The sequence below is a fragment of the Nitratireductor indicus C115 genome (assembly GCF_000300515.1).
Classification (GTDB): domain Bacteria; phylum Pseudomonadota; class Alphaproteobacteria; order Rhizobiales; family Rhizobiaceae; genus Nitratireductor; species Nitratireductor indicus.
Map to the genome: position 1 here is coordinate 1 of NZ_AMSI01000017.1, position 12,891 is coordinate 12,891.

General features: G+C 61.7%; 14 protein-coding genes. 8 read left to right on the plus strand and 6 right to left on the minus strand.

Annotation, left to right across the window (positions count from 1 at the left end; translation table 11 throughout):
• Positions 1-107: 107 nt before the first annotated feature.
• Both NA8A_RS20160 and NA8A_RS20165 read right to left on the minus strand, forming a co-directional pair.
• Entirely contained in the window at positions 108-794 is a 687-nt protein-coding gene (locus NA8A_RS20160; protein WP_009452241.1) for an HAD family hydrolase, read from the minus strand.
• Positions 795-891: 97 nt separating this feature from the next.
• A complete protein-coding gene (locus tag NA8A_RS20165; RefSeq protein WP_009452242.1) occupies positions 892-1,542 on the minus strand; it encodes a hypothetical protein in 651 nt (216 codons plus the stop codon).
• 193 nt (positions 1,543-1,735) lie between these two features.
• Between NA8A_RS20165 and NA8A_RS20170 the strand changes: the two genes are divergently transcribed.
• The 5 genes from NA8A_RS20170 to ptsP all read left to right on the plus strand — a co-directional run bounded on the left by NA8A_RS20170 (position 1,736) and on the right by ptsP (position 6,495).
• Complete coding sequence (locus NA8A_RS20170; protein ID WP_009452243.1) at positions 1,736-2,173, plus strand: transcriptional regulator GutM; 438 nt, start codon at positions 1,736-1,738, stop codon at positions 2,171-2,173.
• Between the two features lie 79 nt (positions 2,174-2,252).
• Positions 2,253-2,993 carry a PTS glucitol/sorbitol transporter subunit IIC gene (gene srlA / locus NA8A_RS20175; protein WP_009452247.1) on the plus strand — a complete coding sequence of 247 codons (741 nt, stop codon included), beginning with the start codon at positions 2,253-2,255 and terminating at the stop codon, positions 2,991-2,993.
• A gap of 11 nt (positions 2,994-3,004) precedes the next feature.
• Positions 3,005-4,018, plus strand: coding sequence for a PTS glucitol/sorbitol transporter subunit IIB (gene srlE / locus NA8A_RS20180; protein WP_009452248.1), 1,014 nt, complete (start codon positions 3,005-3,007; stop codon positions 4,016-4,018).
• Positions 4,019-4,087: 69 nt separating this feature from the next.
• Positions 4,088-4,468 (plus strand): PTS glucitol/sorbitol transporter subunit IIA, encoded by a 381-nt coding sequence (locus NA8A_RS20185; protein ID WP_009452249.1) that lies wholly within the window; start codon positions 4,088-4,090, stop codon positions 4,466-4,468.
• A gap of 32 nt (positions 4,469-4,500) precedes the next feature.
• The gene (ptsP, locus tag NA8A_RS20190; RefSeq protein WP_009452250.1) at positions 4,501-6,495 is read left to right on the plus strand and encodes a phosphoenolpyruvate--protein phosphotransferase; all 1,995 of its coding nucleotides are present in this window, start codon (positions 4,501-4,503) and stop codon (positions 6,493-6,495) included.
• A gap of 20 nt (positions 6,496-6,515) precedes the next feature.
• On the opposite strand, the gene NA8A_RS20195 is transcribed toward ptsP, so the two are convergent.
• A complete protein-coding gene (locus tag NA8A_RS20195; RefSeq protein WP_009452251.1) occupies positions 6,516-7,256 on the minus strand; it encodes a hypothetical protein in 741 nt (246 codons plus the stop codon).
• 129 nt (positions 7,257-7,385) lie between these two features.
• Between NA8A_RS20195 and NA8A_RS20200 the strand changes: the two genes are divergently transcribed.
• From NA8A_RS20200 to amaB, 3 genes are all read left to right on the plus strand, one after another.
• Positions 7,386-8,408 carry a sugar-binding transcriptional regulator gene (locus tag NA8A_RS20200; protein WP_009452252.1) on the plus strand — a complete coding sequence of 341 codons (1,023 nt, stop codon included), beginning with the start codon at positions 7,386-7,388 and terminating at the stop codon, positions 8,406-8,408.
• Between the two features lie 144 nt (positions 8,409-8,552).
• Entirely contained in the window at positions 8,553-9,449 is an 897-nt protein-coding gene (locus NA8A_RS20205; protein ID WP_009452253.1) for a LysR family transcriptional regulator, read from the plus strand.
• Between the two features lie 253 nt (positions 9,450-9,702).
• Positions 9,703-11,217 (plus strand): L-piperidine-6-carboxylate dehydrogenase, encoded by a 1,515-nt coding sequence (amaB, locus tag NA8A_RS20210; protein ID WP_009452254.1) that lies wholly within the window; start codon positions 9,703-9,705, stop codon positions 11,215-11,217.
• A gap of 140 nt (positions 11,218-11,357) precedes the next feature.
• On the opposite strand, the gene NA8A_RS20215 is transcribed toward amaB, so the two are convergent.
• The 3 genes from NA8A_RS20215 to NA8A_RS20225 all read right to left on the minus strand — a co-directional run bounded on the left by NA8A_RS20215 (position 11,358) and on the right by NA8A_RS20225 (position 12,887).
• Positions 11,358-11,621: a DUF2312 domain-containing protein gene (locus tag NA8A_RS20215; protein WP_009452255.1), complete on the minus strand. Its 264-nt coding sequence runs from the start codon at positions 11,619-11,621 to the stop codon at positions 11,358-11,360.
• A gap of 147 nt (positions 11,622-11,768) precedes the next feature.
• Entirely contained in the window at positions 11,769-12,077 is a 309-nt protein-coding gene (locus NA8A_RS20220) for a DUF1244 domain-containing protein (protein ID WP_009452258.1), read from the minus strand.
• A 3-nt stretch (positions 12,078-12,080) separates the two neighbouring features.
• Complete coding sequence (locus tag NA8A_RS20225) at positions 12,081-12,887, minus strand: N-formylglutamate amidohydrolase (protein ID WP_009452259.1); 807 nt, start codon at positions 12,885-12,887, stop codon at positions 12,081-12,083.
• Positions 12,888-12,891 lie beyond the last annotated feature (4 nt).

The window sequence follows — 12,891 nt, forward strand, 5'->3', positions numbered from 1 at the left end:
TGGCCATGCTGGTGTAGGGGGCACCCTGTTACGTTGACCGCGTAACTTCGGCGCTGTCCGGATCATCACGGACAGCGCCTTTTTTAAGCGATTAACGGGCTGGTCTGTTAGCTCTGGGCCGGTGCTTGCGCGATAAAGCCGCGAGCCGCCAATTCCTCCTCGACCTCTGTCCAGCTCGCGCATGCAGCATGGGCTCCGGCCGCCTTCAGTTTCTCAGCGTGGCCGGGGAAGGAGTGGCTGCCACCGGTGAAGCCAATCGCGGTCATGCCAGCGGCCACGGCACCCTGAATGCCGAAAGGCGAATCCTCGATGACGACCGAGGATGCCGGTTCCGCACCAAGCTTTTCGGCGGCGAACAGGAAGATGTCGGGAGCCGGCTTGCCGCGCTTCACCATGGAGGTGGAGAAGACATTCTCGCTGAAGAAATCGGCAATGCCCGTTACGTCCAGGCTGAGCGCTATGCGCTCCATGGACGATGACGAGGCAACGCATCGCGCACCCTCAAGCGCTCTGAGGAACGGCAGGATACCGCGTGTCGGCTCAAGTTCCTCGGCGATCAGTTCGCGGGTTTCCAGCCAGATATCGTCGGTGGCGTGCTCGGGGAAGGCATGGCCGGTCAGTTCCGCGATCCGTACGATGATGTCGGCCTGTTTCATGCCGATGCATTGACCGACGATATCGGTCGTAATCGTCATGCCGTGCTTGCGGTAAACGCGCTCATAGGCGATTGCGGCCAGCGGTTCGCTGTCGACGAGGACGCCGTCGCAATCGAATATGATCAGGGGACGCTTCATGGGTTCTCCGGTCAGTGGACGTGGTTCATCGGATAATGACAATTCCGGGGCGATCCGTGGCGCGAAGGCGTCACTGCCCTTCGGTTTCAGGCTGGGGTCAGAGCTTGTCTTCAGGGAAGATCGACGGCGCCTCGATGGATTTGCGCCCCGCATCTATGGCCAGGCGCATGGCAAGCCGTCCCTCGACAAGATCGGGTGCGACCCAGTTGGGCTCGGCACCTAAAAAGCGATCCAGGAAAGCGACTGCGGAAGCGGGCATCTCGCGGGTGTTCTCCTTGTAGGACCACCAGGTGCGTAAATCGTCCGCGCAGCGGTCCAGTTCGGGAGCTGCGCCGAATTCCTGCTCGAATATGGCAGCAATGGCGCAGACGCAATAGTTTGTATAGAGAAACCCTTCCGGCCAGAAGCGGACGATTTCCGCATTGCCTTCGAAGCGATTTTCAACGCTGCTTCCGGGAGCGACCGATGCAGGTTTGTGGCGGATCATCTCCTTCAGGCAAAGGCCAGCGGCATAGATGATGAAGTCGGCGCGATCGACCTGCGCATAGGCTTTGCGGGCGTCGATCTGCTCGACCCAGTCGAGAAAGACCCCGGTCAGCCTCTCTTCGTCGATATCGAAGGAAATGCCGTAATGGTTTGAAACGGCCCGCGCATTGCCGCGGAACGTGGCCCTGAACCAGCGCAACTGCCGCAGCCGATGCCGCAGGTCCGGCATGACAGCCAGCTCGTTCTTGAAATCGAGGTCCACGGGCGCACTCCTCCGCTCCCAGCATAGCATGCATGTGGCTGCTTCCAATCAAATAAGCCGCTTTGGCGCATGCTCCATGAATATACAATTTGACATTTCAAAAGACAAATGTTCTTACTTTCCCTTCCCGAAGCGTTCCGGCACTGTCGACGCGTCGAATGTTTCGGGATGTGTGGTTGGGAGGAGTAGCCTGATGGCGTTGTGGCAATGGGGGCTGTTGCTGCTGGCTCTGGTTTGGGCCTTGCAATCCTTTGGCGTCTGGTTGCAGATGCGCCATTATTCGGATGTTTTTAAAGGTATTACGCAGAAATTCACCGATGGCTACGTGGGAACGGGCGCATTTCACGGCCGTTTTCTGAAGAAGGGCGCCATCGCCATTGTCGTTGTGGGGCCGGATTTGATTGTCCGGCGCATCCTGACGATGGCAGGACGTTCCGTCTTCGCCAAATTTTCCAGACACGAAGCGTTTGAGGGCATGAACCTCGACAAGCTGCGCGCGGAGCCCGCGATCTTTGGCGACAAGGAGCCGGGGCTGACTTCTGCGATCACGCAAGCCGTGGCGCAGATCGACCGTACGCGAGGGGGCGAGGAGCCTTCGCTTCGCGAATCGCTGGCCAATGCCGGCGCATGACATGAGCTAAGGGGCCAATCGGGCATGGAGGCCCGAAAGGACAATTAGGAGAGGGAGGACAATGTCAGTTATTTCACTTATGGCGCAACATGCCGACACGGCCATGCAGGGACTGCATATGGCCGGCGCGTTGGCAGGCGACGCCGCCTTGCACGGCAAGCTCGCCGTCAAGGATGCGGCGCATGATCTCGTCGTTCTCGCGCAGTCGAGCAGCGACATCTCGGTTGAGGAGTTCCGCGAGAAGCTGAACACCGTCACCCAGGAAGAGCAGCTTGGATGGCTTACGGCCATCGGCAAATATTTTATCGGCATCTTCCAGAAGGGCGGCGAAGTGTTCGCCGGCTTCGTCACCGGCATCATCCCGACGCTGGTGGTGCTGATGACCGCGTTCTACGCCATCACCGAACTGGTGGGCGAGCAGCGCGTTCATGGCCTTGCACAGAGTGCCGGCCGCATCGCGCTGACGCGCTACACGGTTCTGCCGGTGCTGGCCGTGTTCTTCCTGACCAACCCGATGGCCTACACCTTTGGCTCGTTCCTGGAAGAAAAGCACAAGCCTGCCTTCTATGATGCGGCCGTGTCCTACGTGCATCCGCCGCTTGGCCTGTTCCCGCACATCAACCCGGGCGAATATTTCGTGTGGGGCGGCATTCTGGTCGCGCTGCTCGAGCTTGAGCGCAACGGCACCGTGCCTTCCGGCTACCACATCACGGTGGCCATCTGGTACGCGCTGGTCGGCCTCGTCGTCATCCTTCTCAAGGGCATGCTGACGGAAAAGATCACCGCCATCATGGCGCGCCGTCAGGGCGTTGAGCTCTAGGGGAGGGGCACATGAAGACTTACAAGGCAGTCAAGATTTCGAAGGGCGCCAGCGGCTGGGGCGGCCCGCTGGTGATCGAACCCACCAACGAACGCAACAAGATCGTTTCCGTTACGGGCGGCGGCATCCATCCGGTTGCCCAGCGCATCGCCGAAATGACGGGCGGTGAAGCCGTGGACGGTTTCAAGAGCCCGCCTGTGGAAGGTGAGATGGCGGTTGTCGTCGTCGATTGCGGCGGTACGGCACGTTGCGGCGTCTATCCGCGCAAGCGCATTCCGACCGTGAACCTGACCCCGGTCGGGCAGGCGGGTCCGCTGGCGCAGTTCATCACCGAGGATATCTATGTCTCGGGCGTCAAGCCGGAGAATATCGAGATGGCCGATGGCAGCGCTGCGCCGACGGTTGCCGGTTCGGCCGCATCCGCAGCGAGCGCGGCTTCTTCCACCGAAAGCGCCGCGTCGGCGTCCGCCGCTCCGCAGTCCAGCGAAGGCGGACTGGTGGGCCTCATCAGTAGTGTGGGCCGCGTGATGGGCCGCGTGGTTGGCATCTTCTTCAATGCCGGCCGCCGTACTATCGACCAGGTCGTCCGTAACGTTCTGCCTTTCATGGCGTTCGTGACCATGCTCATCGGCCTGATCCTCTATACGGGTATCGGCGATGTGCTGGCGCAGCCCATGGGCCCGCTGGCCAACAACATTGTCGGCCTGCTCATCATCTCGGCCATCTGCGGCCTGCCGTTCCTTTCACCGGTGCTCGGGCCGGGTGCGGTCATTGCGCAGGTGATCGGTGTGGCGATCATCGGTCCGCAGATCGCAAACGGCACCATCTCTCCGGCAATGGCCTTGCCGGCGCTGTTTGCCTACAACACGCAGGTGGGCTGCGACTTCGTTCCGGTGGGCCTTGCCCTCGGCGAAGCGAAGCCGAAAACGATTGAAATCGGCGTCCCCGCGGTGCTTATCAGCCGCCAGATCATGGGCCCGGTCTCCGTCGCCATCGCCTGGGTGGTGAGCCTGCTGGTTCTTTGACGATAATCGGAGCGGCGGTGGATCAGCCACCGCCGCTCCACACGTAAAAAGGTGCATGGAGTTTTTTGAATGTCGGTGTTTCTCAAGACGCGCATAACCGCGGTTGGCCCTGAAGTAGAAGCGCTTGCCGAAGGCGGTGTCCTCATACTGTTTGCCGATGGCGCGCCGGAGGAACTGGCTGAGGTTTCCGTGCTGCACGCGGTTGAGGAAGGCCCGAGCGACGAAGCGCCGTTAACCGGAGCGGCCATCAATGTGGGCGCGGTCTCCGCCGAGATCACGGCCATCGGAGAAGCGGCCTGGAACAAGGTGCGCGAGATTGGCCACGTCGTCATCAATTTCAACGGTGCTGGCGAAGCGGAACGCCCCGGCGAAATCTGCGCTTCGCATGTGGAGCCGTCGGTCCTCGTCGGCGCGCTTGCGACCGGCGCGATCATCACCATCGGCGCCTGACGCCGCGTAGCAGACAACGACACGAGAACGCTATGGAACGCTCGACCATCGTCCGAGTGCATGACGGACTGCATGCCCGCCCCGCGACCCGCTTTGTGCGCCTTGCAAAAGGCTTTGAAAGCGAGGTGGAAATCGCCAAGGGCGGGAAATCCGTCAGCGCGAAGAGCTCGGTGAAGCTCATGCTGCTTGGCGTGAAGGAAAATGACGAGGTGACGATCCGCGCCGAAGGGGCGGACGCCATCGAAGCGGTCGAGGCGCTGATCGCCTATCTGGAAGACCCGAAATCCGGGCTTGAGGAAGAAGGCGCCGCACCTGCCGCTCCGGCCAAGGCCGAAGATGCGCCGCCGGCCGCACCGCAGCAGCCTGAGAAGACAGCCGCGCCGCTTGTCGATGCCGAAGGCGCGCTGCGTGGCGTGGCAGCCAGCGCCGGTGTTGGTCTGGGCCCTGTTTTCGCACATTTTCCACCGCAGATCGTGCCGCAGAACCGGACCGTCGCAAAGGAAGAGATCGGAGCGGAGAAAGCCCGTTTCGAGGATGCGGTAAAGCGGTTGCAGGCGAAGCTCGACCGCTCGCTTGCCTCCGACGAGATGCAGGCGAGCGATCGCGGCATCGTTGCGGCGTTGCGCGATATTGCAGCCGATGAAACGCTGCATGAGGAAACGGTCAAGGATATCGATGCGGGTCTGGATGCCGTTTCTGCCATCATTGCCGCATCCTCGAAGCTTGCCGATGAATTCCGCAATCTCGACGACGCCTATATGAGCGCGCGAGCGGAAGATCTGGAGGCCGTCGCGCGGCAGATATGCCTGACGCTCCTCGGTCATGAGGAAGCCAAGCTGGACGATATCGCCGATGGCGCCATTCTCGTTGCCGAGGATATCGGCGCCTGGGACCTGGCGCGTGCGCCGCTGAAACGTCTGGGCGGTGTGGTGTGCGGCCATGGCGGTGCGACATCGCATGTGGCGATCATCGCCCGGACCCATGGCATTCCCGCGGTACTCGGTCTCGGCGAGGCCGTTCATGAGCTGCGCGAGGCATCGGAAGCCGCCATCGACGGCAATGCCGGTGTGGTCTATGTCGATCCGGATGCCAAGACGCGCGAGCGTTTCGCCGAGATGATCGGCGCAGCCGACCGTGAACGCGAGGCATTGAAGGCCTATCGCGACGTCGTGCCCAGACGGGCCGACGGGACAGTCATTCATGTGGCTGCCAATCTTGGTTCGCTCGATGAGATCGAGGCGGCACAGGAAGCCGGGGCCATGGGTGTCGGCCTCTTCCGTACGGAACTCCTCTTCATGCGGCATATGCATCTTCCCTCCGAGGACATGCAGGCCGAGACCTATGCGACGCTCGCCAAGGCCTTTCCGGATCATCCGGTGATCGTGCGCACGCTCGATATCGGCGGCGACAAGCCGATTTCGGGGGTGGAGTTTCCCGAGGAGGAAAATCCCTTCCTGGGATGGCGGGGCATTCGCATGTGTCTCGACCGGCCGGATATCTTCAAGGTGCAGCTGAGGGCGCTGTTACGGGCGGCCGTTCATGGCAATCTTCGCGTCATGTTGCCGATGGTGTCCGACATCGAGGAGGTGCGGCGGACACGCGCGCTCATCGATGAATGCGCGGCGGAGCTCAAGTCGGAAGGCGCCGAGCATGGTCGTTTCCAGCTCGGCATCATGATCGAGACGCCGGCTGCGGTGTTCGGTGCGGCTGCACTTGCAAAGGAAGTGGCCTTCTTTTCTGTCGGCACCAACGACCTCACGCAATATGTCATGGCGGCCGACCGCCTCAACCCGGCGGTGGCGAACCTCAACGACGCGGCGCATCCGGCCGTGATGGCCGCTGTCGAGCAGGCTGCGCGGGCGGCCGTTGAAGCGGGTATCGAAATCGGCATGTGCGGTGAAGCCGCAGCGCGGAGCGATCTCATTCCTGAATTCGTCCGTATGGGGCTTACCGAGCTCAGCATGAGCCCGGTTTCCGTGCAGGCGACGAAGAAGCAGCTCATGGAGCTTTTCGACAAGAAGGGATAGCGGAGCGCTTTGCGCCAGCTTCAGGGCAGATGGGTCAACATGCTTTCGACGATCGCCGCAAGATCGGCGACAGACCGATCTGCCCGGAGGCTCTGAGCCATGCGTTCGGCACGAGCGGAAACCGCCAGCGCGGCGGTTTCCAGAAGTTCCTCCTCGGAAAGACCTTCATCCGGTCCAAGAAGCGCCGCGGCAATGAGCGCGGGGGCGAAGCAGCGCATGCAGATCGCTGCGCTGTCAGCGGTTGGCGGGGTTCCCTCCTCGGCGAGCGCCTGGCGGCAGATATCCTGAAGCAGTGTCGCGACAAGACTGGCAAGGCGCGCGCCGGAAGCGCTGCCGGCCGGACCGGCAAGGATGTGACCCTGCTTGCGCCTCAGAGTTTCGTGCGCCCGGGTGAAAAAGCTCTCCCGTATCGCTGGAATGTCTTCTGCGTCGATGCCCGCGGCGGCAGCTTTGGCCGCCTTGTACATATGCCTGCGGAAAACATGTTCGCCTGCGACAGGGTCGTGGGCGAAATAATTGGTGAGCGGCAGCAGGACGCGGCCATCGCCGCGGGCAGGAAGAACCCCGCGCGACACCGATTCAGCCATTGTGAGCGTGTCGTCGACCATGCTGACGGCCCGGCCGAGCAGTGTTTCGGCTTCCGAAAGGGCCCGGCCCGGCGGGACCTGGATGTCGTGACGATGCGCGCGCAGGAAGTCGCGCATGCCGCGAAGCGTATCTTTCAGGCGGACGGCCATGTCTTCGGAGGCATCTCTAAGCATAAGGTGTTATCCTCATTCGCGGGGTTTTCCGCCACGCGGCATTGACCGGATAGCCACATCATTGTTTTGGTCTCTCGGGAATTCAAGCGCGATGCTTGAATCCACCGGTTAAAGTTGCGGGAAGTCTATATGAGCAAGGCGAAAACTCTGAAACAGCCAGCCGGTACCAACAGTTCAGGAGAAATCGTCATTCCGGCGCCGAAGGGTGGCGTGATCAGCAGCAAGGCGGATCGCCTGCGGGTTCGGGCTGCCTGGATGTATTTCGTCGAGCAGAAGACCCAGAACGAGATTGCGGAAATCCTAAGGATCGGCAGGGTCAGCGTCGTGCGCATGCTGGCGGAAGCGCGCTCGCGCAACGAGGTGAAGATCAGCATCGAAGGCGATCTCGCCGAAATCACCTCCATCGAGCGGGCGCTCGAACAGCGCTTCGGGCTCGAGCGCGCGGTCGTCGCACCGCTTTCCGATCCGGAAGCCGACCCCATTCCAGCCATCAGTGCGGCGACCGGAACCTTCGTTTCCGATGTGATGGAAGCGGGTATGTCGGTCGGCGTGGGCTGGGGGCGCACATTGTTCGGATCCCTTCCCTATATTCGCGGCCGGCCGCTTGCAGATTTCAAGGTGATATCGCTTCTGGGCGGTATCGGCGTGGCGCGCCGTTTCAATCCCGCAGAATTTGCATGGCGTTTTGCGCGCGCGTTCCAGGGCGACGGTTATCTCATTCCGGCCCCGGCGGTGGTCGACAGCCTCGAAACCAAGACCGCCCTGATCGAGCGCTGCGGCCTTCATGAGGTGCTGGCGCTGGCCGATACGCTCGATGCGGTTCTGATTTCCGTCGGCAGCCTTGCGGCCGCAACCACGCTATATCGCGGTGGCTATCTTTCCGAGGCGGTGTGCAATGCGCTTGAAAGCCGGGGCGCGGTCGGTGATATCCTCTACCATTACTACGACCGGGATGGTGCCATCGTCGATCATCCCATCAATGACCGTGTCATGTCGGTCGATGTCGACCGTCTGCGCCGGGCGCGGATGCGCATTCTTGCCTCAGGTGGCCAGGACAAGATCGATGCGCTGATCGGCGCCATGCGGCTGGTGGAGCCGACGGTTTTCATTACAGACGAGGAAAGCGCCCGCTCCGTTCTGGCGCTTGCCTGACCTTCTTGTCGCCGCGCGCCCGGCGATCCCTGGCGCGCGGCCCATTTTCCAGCCTGTGTGTTTTTTCTTCCGACGCGTCTATAACGTGGCAAAAGCGTGCTCCGGCAGAATGGGTGGCGCATATCGGAGGGGCAGACGTCGGTCATGGTGGAGAACAGGTTCGCGCGGCGATTTCTCCCGTCTTTCGCTGTTTTGCGCAGTTTCGCTTCGGCTGCGCGGCACCAGAGCTTCACGCTTGCAGCGGAAGAGCTGAACCTCACGCAGAGCGCCGTCAGCCGGCATATCCGGGATATGGAGACGGCGCTGGGCTTCAGCCTGTTTCGCCGGGTGGGGCGCCGGGTCATGTTGACGCCGGCCGGCAAAAATCTTGCCGATGCGCTGGAAGACGATCTCGACCGGATCGTCCAGACACTCCATCGTGCCATTGCGGCGGGCATGTCCGATGCAATGCTCAATGTCGCCAGCCTGCCAACCTTCGCCAGCCGCTGGCTGGTGCCGCGGCTGCCCGATTTCGAACGCAAGCATCCCGGCATCGGTATCAATCTGACAACCCGGATCGATCCCTTCGACCTCGCCCATGAGCGTTTCGATGTTGCGATCCATTTCGGGCGTGAGAACTGGCCGGACGCCAAACTTACCAAGCTGTTTGACGAGGCCATGATTGCCGTTGCCTCGCCGCGTTTCGTGGAGGAGCACGCCATAGAGGGCGCGCAGACGCTCCTCGATGCACCGCTTCTGCATCTGCAAAACAGGCCGGGGGTCTGGGCCGATTGGATGCGGGAAGCGGGCGTGCAGGATGCGCAGGTTCTGCCGGGGAAGCAGTTCGACCAGTTCACCATGGTTATCGCGGGCGCAGTGGCAGGCCTTGGGGCGGGGCTTCTTCCGGCTTATCTGATCGAAGAGGAACTACGCACCGGAACGCTCGTACAGATCGGAACCACGCGCCATCAGACCGCAAACAGCTATTTTCTCGTGCAGCCGCTGGGCCTGGAAAATCCGTCTGCTGATGCTTTTGTCGCATGGCTTGGCCAGCAGGCCTGAGCTTGTTTAGTGGCAATCCGCGATGCTTCTGGAAAGTTGATGCGTATTGGTAATGAACTGAGCCGGAATTTCCGTTTCCCCTCAAAGCAGGGCGCGCTTACATTCCGGCCAAAAGATTGGGGGCTTGTGTCCGCAATCACCCATGGCGATCCGGGGCTTTGCTGCATCCGCATTCACGCGACATCGGACGGTTTCGTCTGTCTGCAAGGTGCCTGCGCCGGAAGCAAACATATCGCGAAGGAGCGAAGCATCCATGAGCATCAAGGCTGAAACCAGTGAAATCCTGACGCGCCTCGGCGTCGATGCGAAATCGTTTTCGGGCGGTGGCCTTGCGGTTCGCACGCCCGTCACCGGGGAAACGATCGCAGAGGTTCCTGCGATCTCCGCAACCGCCGCGGGAGCGGCAATAGACAAGGCGCATGAAGCCTTCAAGGCGTGGCGCGATGTTCCCGCACCGCGCCGTGGCGAGCTGGTGCGCCTTCTCGGCGAGGAACTGCGTGCGGCGAAGGACGACCTTGGACGCCTCGTTTCCATTGAGGTGGGAAAGATCCGCTCGGAAGGGCTCGGTGAAGTCCAGGAGATGATCGACATCTGCGACTTTGCCGTCGGCCTGTCGCGCCAGCTCTATGGCCTGACCATCGCGACCGAACGGCCTGGGCACCGCATGATGGAGACGTGGCATCCACTCGGCGTGGTGGGCGTGATCTCGGCGTTCAATTTCCCCGTGGCCGTCTGGTCATGGAATGCCGCGCTCGCCTTCGTCTGCGGTGACAGTGTGGTGTGGAAGCCGTCGGAGAAAACGCCGCTGACGGCGCTTGCCTGTCAGGCGATCTTTGCGCGAGCGGTCAAGCGCTTCGGTTCCGATGCGCCGGAAGGTCTGCTTGCGGTTCTGATCGGCGACCGGGATGTCGGCGAGGCTTTGGTGGATCACCCCAAGGTTCCGCTCGTTTCAGCCACCGGTTCGACCCGGATGGGACGCGAGGTGGGACCACGCCTTGCCAAGCGCTTCGCACGTGCCGTTCTGGAACTTGGCGGCAACAATGCGGGCATTGTGTGCCCTTCCGCCGATCTTGACATGGCGCTGCGCGCCATCGCCTTCGGCGCCATGGGAACGGCGGGTCAGCGCTGCACGACGCTGCGGCGTCTGTTCGTGCACGAATCCGTTTATGATGCGCTCTTGCCGCGCCTGCGCAAGGCTTATGAATCGGTCTCCGTGGGCAGCCCACTTACGAGCGAGGCACTGGTCGGTCCGTTGATCGACAAGGCTGCGTTCGATAATATGCAGAAAGCGCTCGATGCGGCGCGGTCGCTGGGCGGCAAGGTGACGGGCGGTGCACGTTTCGACAGCGGCAGCGCGGAAGCCTACTATGCCCATCCCGCGCTGGTCGAGATGCCGAAGCAGGATGGCGTTGTCCTGGAGGAAACCTTCGCGCCGATCCTCTATGTGATGAAATACACGGATTTCGATGCGGTTCTGGAAGAACACAATGCGGTGGGTGCGGGTCTTTCCTCCAGTATCTTCACCACGGACATGCGCGAGGCGGAGACCTTTCTCAGCGCACGCGGTTCCGACTGCGGCATCGCCAATGTGAATATCGGCACGTCAGGTGCGGAAATCGGCGGCGCATTCGGCGGCGAGAAGGAAACGGGCGGTGGTCGGGAGTCCGGTTCCGACGCGTGGAAGGCCTATATGCGCCGCGCCACCAACACGGTGAACTATTCCAAGGCTCTGCCTTTGGCGCAGGGTGTGTCTTTCGACATCGAGTAGACGCAGGATCCAACAAAAAAGGGCGGTCATTGACCGCCCTTTTTGTATAAGAGGCAGGTGCGCCTGAGAAAGACAGCGCTCCACCCAATATTTCGAGCTTTGCACGCATGTCAGGCGATCTCGCCTGACTATTCATGCGTTCATTCCATGCCGAGGGCGGCCTTGTAGAGGTCGATCATCGCCTCTTCTTCCTGACGCTCGGCCTGATCTTTCTTGCGCAGGCGAACGATGCTGCGCACGGCCTTGGTGTCGAAGCCGGTTGCCTTCATCTCGGCATAGACTTCCTTGATGTCCTCGGAAATCGTCTTCTTGTCCTCTTCGAGGCGCTCTACGCGCTCGATGAAAGCGCGAAGCTGGCCAGCGGCCACGGTCTGTGAGGTCTCTGTGGTGATGTCGTCGACCATGGAAAACTCCGGTTGATGGATTGGAAGCCCGCGACTCGGGGCAATGAAGCTTGGCAGGTTCGATGCCTCAGGCAGGGCCGGGGGTCAAGGGATTTGCGGCCGAACGGCGTGACTGCTGACGTCAGGAGGCAGGCCCGGCGCGATTCATCAGTGATCGCGGGGGCGATTGACTTCGAAGGCAGCCTTCTGGTCGGGCGTGGCTTCCTTCTGGTGCCTTGACCGCCATTCGTCATAGGGCATGCCATAAACGATTTCGCGCGACTCTTCCTTGCTTAGCTCCAGCCCCTTGGCCTCGGCTGCCTCGCGATACCAGTTGGACAGGCAGTTGCGGCAGAAGCCGGCGAGATTCATCAGGTCGATGTTCTGGACATCGGAGCGTTCGCGCAGATGCTCGAGCAGCCGCCGGAACGCCGCTGCCTCAAGATCGCGCTTCTGGTTTTCGTCAAGCTCGATCATGCTTCACTCCCTTGCAGGCGCATCGGTGCGCGAGCCGTAATGCTTTGTCTCATGCATATCGGGCCGGGTATTGAGCGCGTCAAGCATCGGGGCAAGACGCTCGGCCCAACTGTTCGCCCCGACCCGGTCGGCGATCAGATCCTGTCTGATCTCGATCAGCGTGTGGGCATAGCCGTTCATTGTTCCATGCCGGTGCATGGTGTCTCCGGGCAATGCGCCGTCATAGGGTTCGTTGTCGCCCACGGTCAGGGTGGGATCGCGGGACAGGGTGTCCAGCAGGAAACGCGTTGCGCGATCGTCGCGGTCCCAGAGCAGGCCCACATGCCAGGGGCGGTGCCGATCCTGCATGACGGGGGTGAAGGAGTGAACGGAGACGATCAGCGGCGCCGCTCCGCTGGCAGTGGCCGTTTCCTCGATCAATGCCGACACGGCGGCGTGATAAGGCCTGTAGTAAAGCTCAAGCCGCCGGTTTCGCTCTTCCTCGCCGAGTGGATAGTTGCCGCCGATGATCGTTCCGTCATAAAGCTGCCGGATGAGGGTCGGATCGTTTTCGCTGCGGTTCGGGTCGATCAGAAGGCGCGAGAAACCGCACAGAACGGCGGGCACCCCCGTCAGGTGGGCGAGCTGCCGCGTCACGTCCTCCACGCCGATGTCATAGGCGATGTGGCGGTCGAACTCGCGCTCTGGCAGGCCCAGCCGACCGTAGGTTTCGGGAAGGGCGCGCATGGCGTGATCGGCGATAAGGACCATGCCTTTCGCGCTGTCGCCGGGAATTCGTTCAAAGGCTGCTTTGTAGGAGAGTGCAGTCATGGGG